This window comes from Stenotrophomonas maltophilia (assembly GCF_001676385.1).
Classification (GTDB): Bacteria; Pseudomonadota; Gammaproteobacteria; order Xanthomonadales; family Xanthomonadaceae; genus Stenotrophomonas; species Stenotrophomonas maltophilia_J.
Genome location: NZ_LYVJ01000006.1, coordinates 238,029 through 255,601, shown reverse-complemented (window position 1 = coordinate 255,601; position 17,573 = coordinate 238,029). Strand labels below are relative to the sequence as shown.

The window sequence follows — 17,573 nt, the reverse complement described above, 5'->3', positions numbered from 1 at the left end:
CGGGAATTGTCCAAGGGCAGTAGAGCGCCCTGGCCGGGACCGTGAGCGGCATGGATGCCGCGATCGAGCCCCCATGGATGGGTTTACGGCGTGTCCCGGCCAGGGCGCTCTACTGCCCAAGCCGGGAAGCCTGCCGCGGCTTTTCGCTTCAGGCGTCCTTCGCCTCATGCGGCGGCGCCGCCGCCGCGGCATCGTGTCCCAGCTCATACTCCGCGTCGTATTCCCACGGCCCACCATCGGCCGCCGCCGGCCCGCATGAGATCGAAATCGCACCCTGATCGGCCGGGCCGACCACGCGGCGGTTGATCGCGAACAGGTTGCGGCCCAGGTCATGCGCGGCCGGAGCAGTGTTAGGCGCCAACGGACGGGCCGCCCACTCCGCCGCGTCCACCAGTACCTCAAGGGTGCCAGCCTCGCCGTCCAGGCGGATCATGTCGCCCTCGCGGACCTTGGCCAGTGGACCGCCGCGCGCCGCTTCCGGCGTCACATGGATTGCGGCCGGAATCTTGCCCGAGGCGCCGGACAGGCGGCCGTCGGTGACCAGTGCCACGCGCCGGCCCTGGTTCTGCAGCAGGCCCAGCAATGGCGCCAGCGAATGCAGCTCCGGCATGCCGTTGGCACGCGGGCCCTGGTAGCGCACTACCGCCACGAAGTCCTGAGGCAGCAGGCCGCCGGCATGCAGCTTGTTCAGCACCTGTGGCGCATCGACCACCACCGCCGGTGCTTCGATCGTGCGGTACTGCGGCTTCACCGCCGACAGCTTGATCAGCGATTTGCCCAGGTTGCCGCGCAGCAGGCGCAGGCCGCCCTGGTGCTCGAACGGCGTGTCGACGCCACGCACCACCTCTTCGTCGGCGCTGTGTTGCAGCCCCGGCAGATAGACCAGCCGGCCATCGCGCAGCTGCGGCTCGCGTGCATAGTCGGCCATCCCGCCGCGTGCCACAGTGACCAGGTCACCGTGCATCAGGCCGGCCCTGATCAGTTCACCGAACACGAACGCCGGGCCACCTGCCGCAGCAAAGCGGTTTACGTCGGCCTCGCCGTTCGGATATACGCGGGCCAGCAGCGGGACCAGCTGCGACAGCTCGTCGAAGTCGTCCCAGGTCAGCACGATGCCGGCCGCACGCGCCACCGCGATCCAGTGGATGGTGTGGTTGGTCGAACCGCCGGTGGCCATCAATGCGATGACCGCATTGATGATGGCGCGCTCATCGATGATCCGGCCCAGTGGACGGAAGTCGTCACCCAGCGCGGTGATGTCCAGTGCGCGTTCGGTGGCTTCGCGGGTGAGTGCGTCGCGCAACGGCGTGCCCGGGTTGACGAACGATGCGCCCGGCAGCTGCACGCCCATCGCTTCCAGCAGCACCTGGTTGGAATTGGCAGTGCCGTAGAAGGTGCAGGTACCGGCGCCATGGTAGGAGGCGGACTCGGCTTCCAGCAGTTCTTCACGGGTGGCTTCGCCGGCGGCGTAGCGCTCGCGCACTTCCGCCTTCTGCTTGTTGGGAATGCCCGGGGTCATCGGGCCAGCTGGCACGAATACCGCCGGCAGGTGGCCGAACGCCAGCGCACCGATCAGCAGTCCGGGCACGATCTTGTCGCACACACCGAGGTAGACCGTGGTGTCGAACATGTCGTGGCTGAGGCCGATCGCGGTCGCCTGCGCGATCACGTCGCGCGAGAACAGCGACAGTTCCATGCCACCGCGGCCCTGGGTAACGCCGTCACACATCGCCGGCACGCCGCCGGCAACCTGCGCGGTGGCGCCCAGCTCGCGCGCGATCCTGCGGATATGTTCGGGATAGGTCTCAAACGGCTGGTGTGCCGACAGCATGTCGTTGTAGGCGGTGATGATGCCGAGGTTCGGCGTCACCCCGCCGCGCAGGCGGCCCTTGTCGGTGCTGCCACAGGCAGCGAAACCGTGGGCGAGGTTGCCGCAGCTCAGGCGGCTGCGGAACGGGCCGTCACGCAGGGAGGCATCGATCGCGGCCAGGTAGGCGGCGCGCGAGGCGGCGCTGCGGCGGATGACGCGCTCGGTGATGGCGTGCAGTTGCGGATGGAGGCTCATTGGCTACCGGCGTTCGTGGTGGCGGGAGGCAAGCGGTGGCGGGTTGCCGCCGCCGTTGTCAATCGGCCCAGTGGACGCGCAGGCGCGCGCCTTCCAGGTTGATGGCGTTGAGGATCGGATACTGCTGGGCATTGTTGCTGTCCAGCGCCTGGCGCAGGACCTGCAGCTTCTGCTTGCCGCGCAGCAGCAGCAGGCGCTGGCGGCACTGGCGCAGGCCATGGGGGGTGAGGGTGATGCGCAGCGGCCACTGGTTGGCGCCCGGGCAACCGGTAGCGTCCAGCGCCGCGTAGGGCAGGGCGCTGTCCAGTGCCCGGGTGAGGTCCTTCGAACCCGGGAACAGGGACGCGGTGTGCCCGTCATTGCCCATGCCCAGCGCAACCAGGCTCGGCGGCTGGCTGTGTTGCGCCTGGAGATTGGCGGTATACACGCACTCCGGCAACGGCTTGCCGACTCGCACCAGCGGGTCGAAATGCGCGCCCTCGGCACGCTTGAGCAGGTGCTCGCGCACCAGCCAGGCGTTACTGTCGCGATCCTGTGGCGACAGCCAGCGCTCGTCGGCCAGGCTTACTTCCACCCGGTCCCAGTGCACGTCCAGCTCGGCCAGCGCCTGGTAGACAGGGGCGGGCGTAGTGCCGCCGGACAGCAGGATACGGGCGCGGCCGATCTCGTTGATGTCGCGGTTGATGGACTGCGCCATCTCCGCGGCCACCGCCTCGATCCAGCCGTCGGCATCGCCATGGCTGATGAATTCGACGCGCTCATCGTGGAAGACGGGATTCATGCGGCAACTCCTGGTGCGTCGCGTTCGGCATCGGCCGCATAGGCGGCGGCGCCCAGCAGCCCCGGGCAGGGGTGCAGGATCGCCAGCGACGGCACCCGTGCCATGATCGAGGAAAACCGGCCCTTGTGCTCGAAGCGCTGGCGGAAACCGGAGTGCTGCAGCGAATCGAGCATCTTCGGCACCAGCCCACCGGTCAGGAACACGCCATCCCAGGCACCCTGGATCAGCACCAGGTCGCCAGCGATGGCGCCGAACACCGCGCAGAACACATCGACGGTGCGCATCGCCTGCGGATCGCCCAACGCGGCGCGCGCGGTCACGTCGGCCGGTTGCAGCTGGCCCGGATCGACGCCGGCGATCTCGCAGACCGCACGGTGGATGTTGACCAGCCCCGGACCGCAGATCAGGCGCTCGTTGGAGACGCGGCCGAACTGCTCGGACAGGATCTCCAGGATGCGGATTTCCTCAGGCGTGCCCGGTGGGAAGCTGACGTGGCCGCCTTCGGTTTCCAGCGGATAGCTTCGGCCATGGCGTACGACCAGGCCACCGACGCCGAGGCCGGTGCCCGGACCGATCACGCCGTAGTTGCGCGGCTCGCCAGGCCTGGCCGGCGCCCAGTGCGCGCCACCGATCTGCACGACGTCATCCGGCTGCAACAGCGCCACGGCCATCGCCTGCGCGGCGAAATCGTTGATCAGGTGCAGCTCGTCGAAGCCGAGCATCGCGGCGGTGCGGCTGCGCGAGATGACCCACGGATGGTTGGTGATGCGCGCTTCGTCGCCATCGACGCGGCCGGCCACCGCGAACACGCCGCGGCGCGCGGTGGCGTTGGCCTGTTCCAGGTAATGGCGGGCGGCATCGCCCAGCGAGGGAAATTCCGCCACCGCGTACTCGCGGATGCTGTCATTGAGCAGCGGTGTGTCCTGCGAGGTATCGGCAAGGGCGAAGCGGGCATTGGTACCCCCGATGTCAGCGACCAGCACTGGCTGGGAAGCGCTCATGCCGAGGCCTCGTTGTCTGCTGCGTCCACGCCCTGCGGCAGGAACCCGGTTGCGTTGGCCGGGCCCCACTGGCCGGCCGGGTAAGGTTCCAGCGGCAGTTTGGCCGCCTTCCAGGCGTCGGCCACGCTGTCGATCCAGGCCCAGGCGGCGCGCACCTCGTCATCGCGCACGAACAGCGCGTGATTGCCGTTGAAGGCATCCAGGAACAGGCGCTCGTAGGCGATGCGGCGGTGCAGGCCGGTCGGTACCGACAGTTCCAGTTCCAGCGGGTGCAGTTCCAGCGCGCCCCACTCCGGGCCGGCCAGGCTGCTCATCAGTCCCAGTTCGATGTTCTCCTGTGGCTGCAGCTGGAACACCAGGCGGTTCGGTGCGGCCTGCGCGCGCTGCGGGCGCTCGAACAGCCAGTGCGTGACGGGCTTGAGGGTCACCACCACGCGGGTGGTGCGCTCGGGCAGGCGCTTGCCAGTGACCAGGTGGAACGGCACGCCGCTCCAGCGCCAGTTGTCGATGTGCGCAGTGACGCCTGCGAAAGTCTCCACATCGCTGCCTTCCGGTGGCTGGTAGGCCTGCGCGGGCTGGCCGTTGATGGTGCCGGCAGTGTAGCGGCCGCGGATGCTGTCACGTGCAGCATGCTTCGCGTCGAGCGGACGCAGCGCACGCAGGACCTTGACCTTCTCATCGCGGATGCGGTCGGCTTCCAGTGACGCCGGTGGCTCCATCGCGACCAGGCACAGCAACTGCAGGATATGGCTCTGCACCATGTCGCGCAGCGCGCCGGAACGGGCGTAGTAGGCGTCACGGCCGTCCACGCCTTCGCTTTCGGCGACCAGGATATGCACCGATTCGATGTAATTGCGGTTCCACACCGCTTCCAGCAGCGTATTGCCGAAGCGCAGCGCAATAAGGTTCTGCACCGCCGCCTTGCCCAGGTAGTGGTCGAGGCGGAACACGCGATCCTCGTCGATCCACTGGCCGATGGTGCTGATGATTGCCTCGGCACTTTCGCTGTCGCTGCCGATGGGCTTTTCCAGCATCAGGCGCGCCGGCGCAGCGAGTGCGCCGCCCCTGGCCAGTCCTTCGCAGGTGGAGATGTACAGCCCCGGTGGAATGGCCAGGTAGCTGACGCACCGGCGGTGCACCAGATCGGCGACCGCGGCAGCGACCGAGTCGGCATCGCGCAGGTCGACCGAGCGGTAATCGATGCGGCGCAGCAGCGCGTTGATGTCCTCCTGCGTGGCCGTTGGCATGGCCTGCTGCAGCCGTGGCCGCAGGATGTCATGGAAGGCTTCGGTGTCATGACCGGACAGGGCCAGCGCGCGGACGCGGAAGTCCTCCGGCAGCAGGCCGTCGCCGAGCAGGCGGAGCAGCGAGGGGAACAGGTAGCGCTGGGCCAGATCACCTGTGGCACCGAACAGGAAAAGGGTGTCGTGCATCGCTCGAGTTTCAGATCCGGGTGACATCGTTGTCAATCGCTTCATGGCTGGGTTCGGGGGACATCCGCGCAACTGCCTGTCCGAGGCTCGTCAGGGCCGGTTTCCGCAGTTCCGGAAGACCGTTCCATTCGAAACCGCTGCCTCGGCGGGAGCTTCGTTCCACCGCCGACGCAGATCGGTGCGCACCGATCATCGGATAGTGCCACGTGAAAACGTTTACATGGCAGAATGGGCAACTGTATTCGATTGCAGTGCCCGCCGTCATGCGGCAGGTGCGCAATCATCACTGCCATCGGGAGGGCCGAGGCAGTCCCAAAAGACAGCCCGGCTTCGGGCGGACCGGATTAGGTGATATGGCAAAAGTGCAGTTGCAGGGTGTGCGCAAGGTCTACGACAACGGCCAGGTTGCGGTGAAGGACGCCAGCTTCGAGGTTGCCGATGGCGAGCTGATGGTGCTGGTCGGCCCGTCCGGCTGCGGCAAGTCAACCCTGTTGCGGATGGTGGCCGGCCTGGAGGAGATCAGCGGCGGTACGCTGACCATCGGCGATCGGGTGGTCAACGACGTGGCGCCGAAGGACCGTGACATCGCGATGGTGTTCCAGAGCTACGCGCTGTATCCGCACATGACCGTGGCCGAGAACCTGGCCTTCGGCCTGAAGCTGCGCGGGCATGACAAGGCGACCATCGACAGGCGCATCGCCGAGGCGGCGCAGACGCTGGGACTGACCGAGATGATGGACAAGCTGCCCAAGGCGATGTCCGGTGGTCAGCGCCAGCGTGTTGCGCTGGGACGCGCGCTGGTGCGCGAGCCGGCGGTGTTCCTGCTTGATGAGCCGCTGTCCAACCTTGACGCCAAGCTGCGCCACAGCGTGCGCACCGAGATCGCGCAGCTGCATCGCAAGCTGGGCACCACCATGATCTATGTGACCCATGACCAGGTTGAAGCGATGACCCTGGGCCAGCGCATCGTGGTGCTCAAGGACGGCATCATCCAGCAGATCGATACGCCGATGGCGCTGTACGACCGTCCCGCCAACCTGTTCGTTGCCGGCTTCCTCGGCAGCCCGGCGATGAACGTGCTGCGTGGCACGCTGCAGGGCGACGCCGGCGGCGTGACCGTGGTCGATGGCGAATGGCGTGCGCCGCTGGGCCAGGCCACGATCGATCCGGCGTGGTTGCAGAAGCCGATCGCGGTGGGCGTGCGACCGGAGCACCTGCAGCCGGCGACTGCCGATGATGCGCATGCGTTCACCGCGCGCATTGAAGGCATCGAACCGGTCGGCAACGAGATCTTCGTCAACCTGAGCAGTGGCCAGCACGCACTGACCATGCGCGTGGCGCCGCAATCGCTGCCATCGGTGGGCGACGACATCCGCGTAGCGATCCACCCGCAGGGCCTGCATTTCTTCAACCCGGAAACCGGCGAGCGCCTGTAAGGCGTAGTGCCGGCCGCTGGCCGGCAATCTCGACCGTGCTTGGTTGCCGGCCAGCGGCCGGCACTACCATTTCAGGCGTGCGGACCAACGGTCCGCACCCACCGGGTCGGTCAGCAGATCCACGCCATGCGTGGATGAGAGCCCTCCAGATTCAGCGCGCCAGGCCGTCCAGCAGCGGCAGGCGCTGCGCGATCGCTCCGCCCACCTGCAGTGCGGCGGAGCCGGCCTCCAGGGGCAGCACCGCCAGCGCCAGGTCGCCGGCCACGCTGGCGATCGTGCCCAGTGCCGCGCCGTCCTGCTGCACGCCATCGCCGGCCAGCGCCGGTGCTGCGGTATGCAGCAACTGCACCGCGCGCTTGGCCTTGCCCAGGAAATGGGTACGGGCAACGATTTCCTGGCCGGGATAGCAGCCTTTCTTCACGCTGTAGCCGTTCAGGCGGTCCAGGCCCAGTTGCTGTGGGGTCCATACGTCACGCTGGCTTTCTTCCAGCCGCGGCAATCCATAGCGCAGGTCGGCCTGGCGCCAGGCCCGTGCGAAAGCTGACTCATCGGCGTCGCTGCCAGCGGCGAAGGCGTCGGCAGCGCCGATGCGCAGGGTCCGCGGCAGGGCATCGCTGCCCAGGTCCAGTTCCCAGCTGTCACCTCCGGTGTGTGCGATGGCCGCGCCGCTGGCGGCCTCGGGCGCGGTGAAGGCGCCGGCCACGGCCAGATCACTGCGTGGCAGCACCTTGACCTTGCGACGGAACACGAATCGCTGCAGTTGCGACGCAATCGCATCCGCGTCGCCGTCGGCCAGCACCAGCATTACGTGGTCTTCTGCCAGCCGCAGCAGCTGGAACACCGCCAGCGTGCGGCCCTTGGCGCTGAGCCAGGCACTCCACTGCCAGTGCAGCGAGGGCAGGGCGGTGACATCACTGCTGAACTGGGCATGGGCGAAGACGGCCGCATCCGGCCCCAGCAGGCTCAGCAGCTGGTGGCCGGGCAGGCGTGGATATCCGACGAAAGCAGGGGGCAGGTTGTCAGGCACGTGAACGAGGTCTAAAATTTGTGCGTTGCGAGACCACCCATGATAGGCCAAACAACCCCCACTCCCGACGACGAAACTGAAGCCCCGCTGGTCCCCGCGGCACCCGTGCCGGTGGAACAGGAAAAGGTGGAGGAATTCGGCGGCCGCGGCGGACTCGATCCGGTGCGGTATGGCGACTGGGAGAAAAACGGACGCTGCATCGATTTCTGATCAGCATTGAGCCAACGCGGCCGCGTGCCGCCCAGCCGAGACAACGAGCCCAGCGAATGGCGACCAGACAACGCCCACTTTCCCCGCACCTTCAGGTGTATCGCTGGCAGATTCAGATGGCCACCTCGATCCTGCATCGAGCCACCGGCATCTTTCTGTCTGTTGGTGCCCTCATCATCGCCGCTGGCCTGCTGGCCCTGATGATGGGGCCCGAGTCCTGGAACTGCTTCACCGGCCATGCCGGGGCCTGGTATGGCCGCGTGTTCCTGTTCGCGTGGACATGGTCGTTCGCCTATCACCTGTGCAATGGCATCCGCCATGTGGTGCAGGATTTCGCCATCGGCTTCAGCATCCCCGCCTTCATCCGCAGCAGTTGGCTGTCGGTCACCGGAAGCCTGGTGATCACCCTGCTGGTGTGGGCCTATGTGATGTTCGGAGGTGCCGCATGAGCAAGTTCCGTACCCCGCTGAAGAACGTGCGCGGCCTTGGCTCGGCCAAGACCGGCACCGAGCACTTCGTGCACCAGCGCCTGACCGCCGCCGCGCTGGTGGTGCTGGGCATCTGGTTCCTGGTCTTCGTGCTGGGCCTGCTGGGCTCGGATTACGCGACCGCCGCCGCCGCCGTGGCCAAGCCGTGGAACGCAGTGCCGCTGATCGGCCTGCTGATCGCCATGTTCTGGCACGCGCAGCTCGGCATGCAGGTCGTGCTGGAAGACTACATCCACGAATCGCTGCTGGCCCTGGTGCTGCAGACCGCGGTGAAGTTCGTCGCCGTGCTCGGCATGATCGTCAGTGTGTTTGCGGTGGGCCGCATCGCCCTCGGCGTTGCCTGAGCCCAGGCACCAACACAGGAATCCAGATTAGATGTCCGCTTACAAGATCACCGAACACAAGTACGACATGGTCGTGGTGGGCGCCGGCGGCGCCGGCCTGCGTGCCACGTTCGGCCTGGCCGCCAAGGGCCTGCAGACCGTGTGCCTGACCAAGGTCTTCCCGACCCGTTCGCACACCGTTGCCGCCCAGGGCGGCATCTCGGCCGCACTCGGCAACATGGGCGAGGACGACTGGCGCTACCACTTCTTCGACACCATCAAGGGTTCGGACTGGCTGGGCGACCAGGACGCCATCGAGTACATGTGCCGCGAAGCCATTCCGGCCATCATCGAACTCGAGCACTACGGCGTGCCGTTCTCGCGTACCGCCGAGGGCAAGATCTACCAGCGTCCGTTCGGTGGCATGACCACCAAGTACGGCGAAGGCCCGGCGGCGCAGCGTACCTGCGCGGCGGCCGACCGTACCGGCCACGCGATGCTGCACACCCTGTACCAGCAGTCGCTGAAGCACGACGCGCGCTTCATGATCGAGTACTTCGCGCTCGACCTGATCTTCGACGAGGAAGGCGCCTGCCGCGGCGTGCTGGCCCTGGACATGTCCGATGGCACGCTGCACCTGTTCCGCGCCCAGGGCGTGGTGCTGGCCACCGGCGGCTACGGCCGTGCCTACTTCAGCGCCACGTCGGCGCATACCTGCACCGGCGACGGTGGCGGCCTGGCCATGCGTGCCGGCATCGCCATGCAGGACATGGAGTTCGTGCAGTTCCACCCGACCGGCATCTACGGCGCCGGCTGCCTGATCACCGAGGGTGTCCGCGGTGAAGGCGGCATCCTGCGCAACAGCAGTGGCGAGCGCTTCATGGAGCGCTACGCACCGCACTACAAGGACCTGGCCTCGCGCGACGTGGTCAGCCGTTCGATGACCATCGAGATCCGCGAAGGCCGTGGCGTCGGCGAGCACAAGGACCACATCCTGCTCGACCTGACCCACCTCGGCCCGGGCGTGATCGACGAGAAGCTGCCGGGCATCGCCGAAAGCGCCCGCATCTTCGCCGGCGTCGACGTGCACAAGCAGCCGATCCCGGTGATCCCGACCGTGCACTACAACATGGGTGGCATCCCGACCAACTACCACGGTGAAGTGGTGCAGAAGGTCGGCGACAACGACAACGCGGTCGTGCCGGGCCTGTATGCCATCGGCGAAGCGGCCTGCGTGTCGGTGCACGGCGCCAACCGCCTGGGCTCGAACTCGCTGCTGGACCTGGTGGTGTTCGGTCGTGCGGTGGCCAACCGCTGCGCCGAGACGATCAAGCCGGGCGCGTCGCACAAGCCGTTGCCGGCCGATGCCTGCGACAAGGCCCTGGGCCTGCTGGACAAGCTGCGCCACGCCAACGGCGATACCCCGACCTCGGTCATCCGCGATCGCATGCAGCGCACCATGCAGGCCGACGCGGCGGTCTTCCGCACCAGCCAGACGTTGAAGGAAGGCTGCGAGAAGATGGACAAGATCTTCGACTCGTTCCAGGACGTGAAGGTCTCCGACCGTTCGCTGGTCTGGAACTCGGACCTGATCGAGACCTACGAGCTGAACAACCTGCTGCTCAATGCGGTGGCGACGATCAACTCGGCCGAACAGCGCAAGGAAAGCCGCGGCGCGCATGCGCACGAGGACTTTCCGGACCGCGACGACGTCAACTGGCAGAAGCACACCCTGGTCAGCGTCGACGAGAAGGGCAAGTGCAGCTTCGACTACCGTCCGGTGCACATGTACACGTTGACCGACGACGTGTCCGTGGTGCCGCCGAAGCCGCGCGTGTACTGATCCGACCCCGCCTACCATGCAATCCGCGCCCACGGGCGCGGGCCGCCTGAGCCAACGAGAGCAGCCATGGCCGAGTTTTCACTCCCCAAGAATTCCAAGATCACGAAGGGCAAGCACTTCCCCGCCAAGAGCGGCGGCAAGAACGTGCGCACCTTCAAGATCTACCGCTGGAGTCCGGACGACGACAGCAACCCGCGCACCGACACCTATGAAATCGATCTGGACACCTGTGGCCCGATGGTCCTGGACGCCCTGATCAAGATCAAGAACGAGATCGACCCGACCCTGACCTTCCGCCGCTCGTGCCGCGAAGGCATCTGTGGTTCGTGCGCGATGAACATCGACGGCACCAACACCCTGGCCTGCACCCGGGCCATCTCGGACTGCGGCAGGAAGGAAGTCCCGATCTACCCGCTGCCGCACATGAACGTGGTCAAGGATCTGGTTCCGGACCTGACCCACTTCTACGCGCAGTATGCTTCGATCAAGCCGTGGATCCGCACCCAGACCCCGGCGCCGCCGGACCGTGAGCGCCTGCAGTCGCCGGAAGACCGCAAGAAGCTGGACGGCCTGTACGAGTGCATCCTGTGCGCCTGCTGCTCGACCAGCTGCCCGAGCTACTGGTGGAACGGCGAGCGTTACCTGGGCCCGGCGATCCTGCTGCAGGCCTACCGCTGGATCATCGACTCGCGCGATGAGGACACCGGTGCGCGCCTGGACGATCTGGAAGACCCGTTCAAGCTGTACCGCTGCCACACCATCATGAACTGCGCCCGGACCTGCCCGAAGGGCCTGAACCCGGCGCTGGCGATCGCCGAGATCAAGAAGCTGATGATGGAACGCCGCGCCTGACAAGGGCCGGCAGTATCGGTAGCGCCACGCCATGCGTGGCGGCACCATCCAGCAGAGCCACGCGATGCGTGGCTTTGCTGTATCTGGAGAACCCACGATGGATGAAGAGACCCTGCTGAAGAAGCTGCGTTGGCGCTGTCGCCGCGGAATGCGTGAGCTGGACCAGCTGTTCGAGCGCTACCTGGACCGTGAATGGAGCAGTGCGCCGACCGAAGAGCGGGAGGTTTTCCTGTTCCTGCTCGAATGCGAGGACGATAAGTTGTGGCGCTGGTTCATGGGCTACGAGGCCTGCCCGCATGTGCATGCGATCCCCCTCATGCAGAAGATCCTCGCCCTCAAGCCTTGAGTGGCGCCCCTCGCGGCTGCAGGCCGCCGCCCAACTGGCGGTGCTGCTGGCCGCGCCCTGGCTGTTGCGCGCATCGGAGTTGCCGCCGCCGCTGCTGCCGCCCGCCATCATGCTGGCCTGGGTCGCGGGCATGGGCGAACTGGTCTGGCGCCTGCGCCGGCCGCATGCGCAGGTGCTCCTGCCTGCGCCCCCGGAGCCACTGCAGGTGGCCGGGCAGGAGATCGACGCACCGCACCTGGTGGTGCGCGGTCCCTGGCTGGCGCTGCACTGGCGTGAAGGCCGCCGTCGGCGGCGCCTGCTGTTCTGGCCCGACGTGCTCGATTCCCGGCAGCGACGTGAACTGCGACTGGCCGTCGCGGCTCGTGCCGTTTCCCGCCGGCCCCGGTCGATGGCACCATAGGCTGAATTGACCGGCGTACCTGCATGTTCAAACCCATTCCCGTGGCCATCGGCCTGCGCTATCTGCGCGCCAAGCGCCGCAACGGCTTCATCTCCTTCATTTCGATGGCATCGATCCTGGGCATCGCGCTCGGCGTCACGGTGCTGATTACCACGCTGGCGGTGATGAGCGGTTTCCAGAAGGAGATCCGCAGCCGGCTGCTGCAGATGACCGCGCATACCACCATCAGCCGTGACGGCGAGCCGATGCCGGATTGGATGCGCGTGGTGGAGGTGGCCAACAAGGATCCGCGCGTGGCCGGCGCTGCGCCGTACATCGAGATCCAGTCGATGATCAGTGGTCCGCGCGTGCAGGGCGCCATCATCCAGGGGATCGACCCGGCGCTGGAACCGAAGGTATCGGTGATCGACAGGAAGGTCACCAAAGGCAGCTACGACAGTCTCAAGCCGGGCAGCTTCAACCTGCTGCTGGGCAAGGAGCTGGCGATCTGGCTCGGCGTGGACGTCGGCGACCAGGTACTGGTGACCTTCGCCGAAGTGCAGGGCACGCCCGCCGGCGCGGTGCCACGGATGAAACGCTTCACGGTCAGCGGCATCTTCGAGGCCGGCTACAACGAGGTCGATCGTGGCGTCGGCTTCGCCAACATGCAGGACCTGGAGCGCGTGCTGCGTTCTGATGGTGCCACCGGCGTGCGACTGAAGCTGCACGACATGGACCGCTCGCTGGAAGTGGGCGTCGACCTGGCGCAGAACCTCGGCGGCGCTTACCGCGTAAGTGATTGGACCCAGCAGAACGCCAATCTCTACCACTCGCTGCGCATGGAGAAAGTGGTGATGGGCATCCTGCTGTCGCTGATCATCGCGATGGGCGCGTTCAACCTGGTGTCCTCGCAGGTGATGCTGGTGACCGACAAGCAGGCCGACATCGCCATCCTGCGTACCCTCGGCCTGACTCCCGGTGGCGTGATGCAGGTCTTCATGGTGCAGGGCTCGCTGATCGGCATCTTCGGTACCCTGGCCGGCCTGATCGGCGGGATCACGCTGACCCTCAACCTGGAACGCATCCTCGGCGCCATCGAGAGCGTGTTCAACGTCAAGCTGCTGCCGGAAGACGTGTACTACATCACCGGCCTGCCGACCGACATGCAGACCGGCGACGTGGTGGCGATCACCGTGGTCGCGCTGCTGATGAGCTTCCTGGCCACCCTGTATCCCGCCTGGCGGGCAGCACGCACCCAGCCGGCGGAGGCCCTGCGCTATGAATAAGGTCTTCAACCGCGGCGATGAAGTGATCCGCGCCGAAGCGCTGGGCAAGACCTACGCCGAAGGGCGCATGCAGACCCCGGTGTTCGATGGCCTGGACCTGACCGTGACCGCCGGCGAGACGGTGGCGATCATCGGCGCGTCCGGTGCCGGCAAGAGCACGCTGCTGCACCTGCTGGGTGGGTTGGACGTGCCCACCGCCGGGGAGGTCTACGTCACCGGCCAGCGCATGTCCGCACTGTCGGACACGGCGCGTGGCCTGCTGCGCAACCAGGCGCTGGGCTTCGTGTACCAGTTCCATCACCTGTTGCCGGAATTCACCGCGCTGGAAAACGTGATGATGCCGGTGCTGTTGGCCGGTACTGCCGTGGCCGAAGCGAGCAGCCGAGCGACCACCCTGCTGGAGGCCGTCGGCCTCGGCCATCGCCTGGACCACAAGCCCGGCGAGCTGTCCGGCGGCGAGCGCCAGCGGGCGGCGGTGGCGCGTGCGCTGGTCAATCATCCGGCCTGCGTGCTCGGTGACGAGCCGACCGGCAACCTGGACGATCGCACGGCCGGGACCGTGTTCGAACTGATGCTGGAACTCAACCGCGCCCGTCACACCAGCCTGGTGCTGGTGACCCATGACCGCAGCCTGGCGCGCCGACTGGACCGGGTGCTGGAACTGCGTGAAGGCCGCCTGCACGCGCTGGCCCACGCCGACGTCTGAGCGGGGTGGACCGCCTCTGCGGAAGCCGACCTTGATCGGCTGCTCTTGCAGGGCAAGCGCCAACCAGGGGGGCGTCTACCAGGTTCCAGTCGAGGCCCGCATCGCTAGGGGTCGACCGCCGACCGCCGACCGGCGGCTGAATGGCCCCCCGGTCGTCGCGCCGGTGCTGCCTGGGCAGGCGCATCATGGCGGCGATCCCCATGGAGATCCGTCATGAAGACCCCGCTCCTGTTGGCCGGCCTCTGCCTGGTCCTGGCCGCCTGCGCGACCACCGGCCGGCTCAGCAGTGCCGAGAAGCTCGACCTTTACCGCGCCCACGCTGGCGCGCCACAAAGTGACATGCAGTTCTTCGGCAGCCTCAACGGCTGGACCGAACTGGGTGACAGCGCGCTGGCCGTATGGACCCGCCCCAGTGAAGCGTATCTGCTGGAGTTGAATGGCCCCTGCCAGGACCTGTCGTATGCCACGGCCATCGGCCTGACCAGCCGGATGAACCGGGTGTCGGCGCGCTTCGACAAAGTGCTGGTGCGCGACCCCACGGGGGGCCCACGCGTGCCGTGCTTCATCAACAGCATCCGCAAGCTGGACGTGAAAGCGCTGCGTGCGTCCGAGCAGGAACTGCGCCAGGCGCAGCTGCAGGAACGCGAGGAGCCGGCGAAATAGGCCGGTCGCGCCGGGCCATGCCCGCGCGACCTGTGGATCATGCTTCCGGAACGAAGCCAGCCGGCTTTTCCGCGTCTTTCTCGAACAGGAACTTGACCAGTTCGCCTTCGAGGAAAGCGCGGTGCTTCGGGTCGCGGGGGGACAGCCGGTTCTCGTTGATCAACATGGTCTGGTGCGCCAGCCACGCGGCCCAGGCCTGCTTGCCGATGTGGTTGAAGATGCGCTGGCCCAGCTCACCGGGGTAAGGCACGAAGTCCAGGCCTTCGGCATCGCGTTGTTCGTACTGGCAGAAGACGGTTCGGGACATGGCACTCACTCGTGGTTGCGGGGTTTCATGGACTTTCGTTTCGGCTTCCTGGTGGTGGCGCCGTCGAGCAGTTTGCGGATCGGCGCGGGCAGGCCCAACGCGGGCAGTTCATCGTAGGCGACCCAGCGCAGCGTGGGCTCTTCCACGCGCAGGCCGTGTACCTGCCGCGACAGGACCTGCAGATGCAGCCTGTAGTGGCTGAAGGTGTGCTGGAGCACCGGCAGCTCCTCGGCGTCTTCCAGCGTGCCTTCAACGTGCGCGTCGAACCAGTCCTGCAGCGCGCTGCCGGCGTCGGCCTGCGGCAGCGTCCACAGCTGCGCCCAGATGCCGGTGTCCGGCCGCTTCTGCAACAGTACACGCTGCTGGGCATCGCGCAGCAGCAGGGCCACTGCGCCGCGCTCCGGCAGGGTTTTGCCCGGCTTGGGCGTGGGCAGCTCGGCGGTGCGGCCTTCGCGGCGTGCCGCGCAGTCGTCCTGCAGCGGGCAGATCACGCAGGCCGGCTTGGCGCGGCTGCACACGGTCGCGCCCAGGTCCATCTGTGCCTGGGTGTAATCGGCCATTCGCCCGGCTGGCACCTCTGCCACGTGCGCCGCGGCGATGGCCCACAGCTGCTTCTCGATGGCCGGCAGGCCGGGGAACCCTTCGATGCCGTGGTAGCGGCTGAGCACGCGCTTGACGTTGCCGTCGAGGATCGCGAACGGATCATTCCAGGCCTGGCTGAGGATCGCGCCGGCGGTGCTGCGGCCGATGCCGGGCAGCGCCTGCAGCGCATCGAAATCACGCGGCAGGTCGCCGTCGTGCAGTTCCACGCAGCGCCTGGCGGCAGCGTGCAGGTTGCGCGCGCGGGCGTAATAGCCGAGCCCGGCCCACTGCGCCATCACCGCGTCGTTGCTGGCAGCGGCGAGGTCGGGCAGGGTCGGGAAGTGTTGCAGGAACCGCCGGAAATACGGGATGACCGTGGCCACCTGGGTCTGCTGCAGCATGATCTCCGACAACCAGACCCGGTACGGGCTGCGCGGATGCTGCCAGGGCAGATCGTGGCGGCCGTGGTCGTCGAACCAGTGCAGCAGGCGGGCGACGAAGCCGCCGCCCGGCGTGGTGCGGGCAGGCTCAGGCACTGCCAAGCGCTTCGGGCAGCAGCGCGTCGACGAAGGCTTCCGGATCGAACACGCGCAGGTCTTCCGGGCGCTCGCCGATGCCGGCAAAGCGGATCGGGATGCCGAACTCGCGGGCCAGCGCGAACACCACGCCTCCCTTGGCGGTGCCGTCCAGCTTGGTCACCACCAGCCCGGTCACGTTCACTGCGGCATTGAACTGGCGCAGCTGCGACAGCGCATTCTGGCCGGTGGTGCCATCGATCACCATCAGGACTTCATGCGGCGCGGTGGGATCGATCTTGCCGAGTACGCGGCGGATCTTGCCCAGTTCATTCATCAGGCCGGACTGGGTATGCAGGCGACCGGCGGTATCGGCGATCAGTACCGAGGTGCCACGTGCCTTGCCGGCCTGCAGCGCGTCGAACGCCACCGAGGCAGCATCGGCATTCTGTCCCTGGGCGACCACGGCCACGCCGTTGCGCTCGCCCCAGGCCTGCAACTGCGCTACGGCGGCCGCACGGAAGGTATCGCCCGCAGCCAGCATCAGGCTGTGGCCATCGTCCTTGAAGCGCTTGGCCAGCTTGCCGATGGTAGTGGTCTTGCCGACGCCGTTGACGCCGACGGTGAGCACCACGAAGGGCTTGGCATTGCGATCGATCACCAGCGGCCTGGCGACCGGCTGCAGGATCGCGATCAGTTCTGCGCGCAGTGCGGCCAGCAGTGCATTGGCGTCGGCGAACTCGCGCGACTTCATGCGCTTGCGCAGGCCCTCGACCAGGTCGGTGGTGGCGCCGACGCCGACGTCGGCGGTGATCAATGCAGTTTCCAGCTCGTCCAGCAGGTCGTCGTCGAGCTTGGGATTGCGCGAGAACAGGCCGCCGAAGCTGCGCGCGATGACGCTGTTGCGCAGACGTTCGCGCCAACCCGGCTTGCCGGCCGGAGCCGGCGCGGCGTCGACCGAGGTGGCCGCGGGCAGCTCGTCGGCACCCGCAGGCGCAGTCGAAGTCGGTGCGGGCGTGAATTCCGGCACGGGAGGCACCGGCGCCGGTTCGATGGCCGGTATCGCGACGGGCGCAACGTCGATCCGGGCGACAGGTTCCGGTGAGCCTGGGGCCGGAACGACCGGAGCCGGCACTACCGGCGTGGATTCGATGGCAATCGGCGCCGGTTCCCCGCCCTCGGCCGGCGTGGCCGGCGGGAACGCCGCCGCCAGCTCTTCAGCCGAGTAGTGCTGGGTCTTGGCTGCCTCCGCTGCGGGGGCATCCTGGGGCTTCTTGCGGCGGAAAAAACTGAGCATTGGCAAAAGGCGCTGAAATCAGGTGGATATGCT

The 17,573-nt window shown here is 67.3% G+C and carries 19 protein-coding genes; 11 read left to right on the top strand and 8 right to left on the bottom strand.

From position 1 onward, the window contains the following. Window positions 1-148 precede the first annotated feature (148 nt). From edd to zwf, 4 genes are read right to left on the bottom strand one after another with little or no spacing between them, the layout of a single operon-like run. On the bottom strand, window positions 149-2,065 hold the full coding sequence (edd, locus tag A9K58_RS09925; RefSeq protein ID WP_065199223.1) for a phosphogluconate dehydratase: 1,917 nt from the start codon (window positions 2,063-2,065) through the stop codon (window positions 149-151). Window positions 2,066-2,123: 58 nt separating this feature from the next. Then, window positions 2,124-2,846 (bottom strand): 6-phosphogluconolactonase, encoded by a 723-nt coding sequence (gene pgl / locus A9K58_RS09920; protein WP_065199222.1) that lies wholly within the window; start codon window positions 2,844-2,846, stop codon window positions 2,124-2,126. Beyond that, window positions 2,843-3,847, bottom strand: a complete 1,005-nt coding sequence (gene glk, locus A9K58_RS09915; protein ID WP_065199221.1) for a glucokinase — start codon at window positions 3,845-3,847, stop codon at window positions 2,843-2,845. The genes pgl and glk overlap by 4 nt, the downstream gene beginning before the upstream one ends. Beyond that, window positions 3,844-5,280, bottom strand: a complete 1,437-nt coding sequence (gene zwf / locus A9K58_RS09910) for a glucose-6-phosphate dehydrogenase (protein ID WP_065199220.1) — start codon at window positions 5,278-5,280, stop codon at window positions 3,844-3,846. Before zwf ends, glk begins: the two co-directional genes overlap by 4 nt. A 353-nt stretch (window positions 5,281-5,633) precedes the next feature. Between zwf and A9K58_RS09905 the strand changes: the two genes are divergently transcribed. Further along, on the top strand, window positions 5,634-6,716 hold the full coding sequence (locus A9K58_RS09905) for an ABC transporter ATP-binding protein (protein ID WP_065199219.1): 1,083 nt from the start codon (window positions 5,634-5,636) through the stop codon (window positions 6,714-6,716). Between the two features lie 151 nt (window positions 6,717-6,867). Here A9K58_RS09905 and ygfZ read toward each other — a convergent pair whose 3' ends face one another. Continuing rightward, the gene (gene ygfZ / locus A9K58_RS09900) at window positions 6,868-7,743 is read right to left on the bottom strand and encodes a CAF17-like 4Fe-4S cluster assembly/insertion protein YgfZ (RefSeq protein ID WP_065199218.1); all 876 of its coding nucleotides are present in this window, start codon (window positions 7,741-7,743) and stop codon (window positions 6,868-6,870) included. Between the two features lie 39 nt (window positions 7,744-7,782). On the opposite strand from ygfZ, the gene A9K58_RS20065 reads away from it, so the two are divergent. The 10 genes from A9K58_RS20065 to A9K58_RS09855 all read left to right on the top strand — a co-directional run bounded on the left by A9K58_RS20065 (window position 7,783) and on the right by A9K58_RS09855 (window position 14,839). After that, window positions 7,783-7,953: a DUF1674 domain-containing protein gene (locus A9K58_RS20065; protein WP_081284019.1), complete on the top strand. Its 171-nt coding sequence runs from the start codon at window positions 7,783-7,785 to the stop codon at window positions 7,951-7,953. Between the two features lie 56 nt (window positions 7,954-8,009). After that, entirely contained in the window at window positions 8,010-8,402 is a 393-nt protein-coding gene (gene sdhC / locus A9K58_RS09895; RefSeq protein ID WP_049413479.1) for a succinate dehydrogenase, cytochrome b556 subunit, read from the top strand. Beyond that, complete coding sequence (sdhD, locus tag A9K58_RS09890) at window positions 8,399-8,785, top strand: succinate dehydrogenase, hydrophobic membrane anchor protein (RefSeq protein ID WP_005409077.1); 387 nt, start codon at window positions 8,399-8,401, stop codon at window positions 8,783-8,785. Before sdhC ends, sdhD begins: the two co-directional genes overlap by 4 nt. A gap of 31 nt (window positions 8,786-8,816) precedes the next feature. Next, the gene (gene sdhA / locus A9K58_RS09885; protein WP_065199217.1) at window positions 8,817-10,607 is read left to right on the top strand and encodes a succinate dehydrogenase flavoprotein subunit; all 1,791 of its coding nucleotides are present in this window, start codon (window positions 8,817-8,819) and stop codon (window positions 10,605-10,607) included. A 66-nt stretch (window positions 10,608-10,673) separates the two neighbouring features. Further along, window positions 10,674-11,459: a succinate dehydrogenase iron-sulfur subunit gene (locus A9K58_RS09880; protein ID WP_065199216.1), complete on the top strand. Its 786-nt coding sequence runs from the start codon at window positions 10,674-10,676 to the stop codon at window positions 11,457-11,459. Window positions 11,460-11,556: 97 nt separating this feature from the next. After that, window positions 11,557-11,805, top strand: a complete 249-nt coding sequence (locus tag A9K58_RS09875) for an FAD assembly factor SdhE (RefSeq protein WP_065199215.1) — start codon at window positions 11,557-11,559, stop codon at window positions 11,803-11,805. Beyond that, window positions 11,756-12,205 carry a hypothetical protein gene (locus A9K58_RS09870; RefSeq protein ID WP_065199214.1) on the top strand — a complete coding sequence of 150 codons (450 nt, stop codon included), beginning with the start codon at window positions 11,756-11,758 and terminating at the stop codon, window positions 12,203-12,205. Before A9K58_RS09875 ends, A9K58_RS09870 begins: the two co-directional genes overlap by 50 nt. Window positions 12,206-12,228: 23 nt before the next feature. After that, window positions 12,229-13,470: a lipoprotein-releasing ABC transporter permease subunit gene (locus A9K58_RS09865; RefSeq protein ID WP_065199213.1), complete on the top strand. Its 1,242-nt coding sequence runs from the start codon at window positions 12,229-12,231 to the stop codon at window positions 13,468-13,470. Next, window positions 13,463-14,176 (top strand): lipoprotein-releasing ABC transporter ATP-binding protein LolD, encoded by a 714-nt coding sequence (lolD, locus tag A9K58_RS09860; RefSeq protein WP_049407617.1) that lies wholly within the window; start codon window positions 13,463-13,465, stop codon window positions 14,174-14,176. The genes A9K58_RS09865 and lolD overlap by 8 nt, the downstream gene beginning before the upstream one ends. 213 nt (window positions 14,177-14,389) lie before the next feature. Next, window positions 14,390-14,839 carry a DUF6491 family protein gene (locus A9K58_RS09855; protein WP_065199212.1) on the top strand — a complete coding sequence of 150 codons (450 nt, stop codon included), beginning with the start codon at window positions 14,390-14,392 and terminating at the stop codon, window positions 14,837-14,839. A 37-nt stretch (window positions 14,840-14,876) separates the two neighbouring features. Here the strand turns inward: A9K58_RS09855 and A9K58_RS09850 are convergent, their stop codons facing one another. The 3 genes from A9K58_RS09850 to ftsY are packed head-to-tail and all read right to left on the bottom strand — an operon-like array spanning window position 14,877 to window position 17,540. Beyond that, window positions 14,877-15,146 (bottom strand): oxidative damage protection protein, encoded by a 270-nt coding sequence (locus A9K58_RS09850; RefSeq protein ID WP_065199211.1) that lies wholly within the window; start codon window positions 15,144-15,146, stop codon window positions 14,877-14,879. 5 nt (window positions 15,147-15,151) lie between these two features. Beyond that, window positions 15,152-16,264, bottom strand: coding sequence for an A/G-specific adenine glycosylase (mutY, locus tag A9K58_RS09845; RefSeq protein WP_065199247.1), 1,113 nt, complete (start codon window positions 16,262-16,264; stop codon window positions 15,152-15,154). Further along, window positions 16,257-17,540, bottom strand: coding sequence for a signal recognition particle-docking protein FtsY (ftsY, locus tag A9K58_RS09840; protein WP_065199210.1), 1,284 nt, complete (start codon window positions 17,538-17,540; stop codon window positions 16,257-16,259). Before ftsY ends, mutY begins: the two co-directional genes overlap by 8 nt. Between the last annotated feature and the right edge of the window lie 33 nt (window positions 17,541-17,573).

What these genes read in the sequence shown, in the direction of transcription:
- edd (WP_065199223.1), bottom strand. Translation starts at nt 2,065, where the DNA reads ATGAGCCTCCATCCGCAACTGCACGCCATCACCGAGCGCGTCATCCGC.
- pgl (WP_065199222.1), bottom strand. Translation starts at nt 2,846, where the DNA reads ATGAATCCCGTCTTCCACGATGAGCGCGTCGAATTCATCAGCCATGGC.
- glk (WP_065199221.1), bottom strand. Translation starts at nt 3,847, where the DNA reads ATGAGCGCTTCCCAGCCAGTGCTGGTCGCTGACATCGGGGGTACCAAT.
- zwf (WP_065199220.1), bottom strand. Translation starts at nt 5,280, where the DNA reads ATGCACGACACCCTTTTCCTGTTCGGTGCCACAGGTGATCTGGCCCAG.
- A9K58_RS09905 (WP_065199219.1), top strand. Translation starts at nt 5,634, where the DNA reads ATGGCAAAAGTGCAGTTGCAGGGTGTGCGCAAGGTCTACGACAACGGC.
- A9K58_RS20065 (WP_081284019.1), top strand. Translation starts at nt 7,783, where the DNA reads ATGATAGGCCAAACAACCCCCACTCCCGACGACGAAACTGAAGCCCCG.
- sdhC (WP_049413479.1), top strand. Translation starts at nt 8,010, where the DNA reads ATGGCGACCAGACAACGCCCACTTTCCCCGCACCTTCAGGTGTATCGC.
- sdhD (WP_005409077.1), top strand. Translation starts at nt 8,399, where the DNA reads ATGAGCAAGTTCCGTACCCCGCTGAAGAACGTGCGCGGCCTTGGCTCG.
- sdhA (WP_065199217.1), top strand. Translation starts at nt 8,817, where the DNA reads ATGTCCGCTTACAAGATCACCGAACACAAGTACGACATGGTCGTGGTG.
- A9K58_RS09880 (WP_065199216.1), top strand. Translation starts at nt 10,674, where the DNA reads ATGGCCGAGTTTTCACTCCCCAAGAATTCCAAGATCACGAAGGGCAAG.
- A9K58_RS09875 (WP_065199215.1), top strand. Translation starts at nt 11,557, where the DNA reads ATGGATGAAGAGACCCTGCTGAAGAAGCTGCGTTGGCGCTGTCGCCGC.
- A9K58_RS09870 (WP_065199214.1), top strand. Translation starts at nt 11,756, where the DNA reads ATGTGCATGCGATCCCCCTCATGCAGAAGATCCTCGCCCTCAAGCCTT.
- A9K58_RS09865 (WP_065199213.1), top strand. Translation starts at nt 12,229, where the DNA reads ATGTTCAAACCCATTCCCGTGGCCATCGGCCTGCGCTATCTGCGCGCC.
- lolD (WP_049407617.1), top strand. Translation starts at nt 13,463, where the DNA reads ATGAATAAGGTCTTCAACCGCGGCGATGAAGTGATCCGCGCCGAAGCG.
- A9K58_RS09855 (WP_065199212.1), top strand. Translation starts at nt 14,390, where the DNA reads ATGAAGACCCCGCTCCTGTTGGCCGGCCTCTGCCTGGTCCTGGCCGCC.
- A9K58_RS09850 (WP_065199211.1), bottom strand. Translation starts at nt 15,146, where the DNA reads ATGTCCCGAACCGTCTTCTGCCAGTACGAACAACGCGATGCCGAAGGC.
- ftsY (WP_065199210.1), bottom strand. Translation starts at nt 17,540, where the DNA reads ATGCTCAGTTTTTTCCGCCGCAAGAAGCCCCAGGATGCCCCCGCAGCG.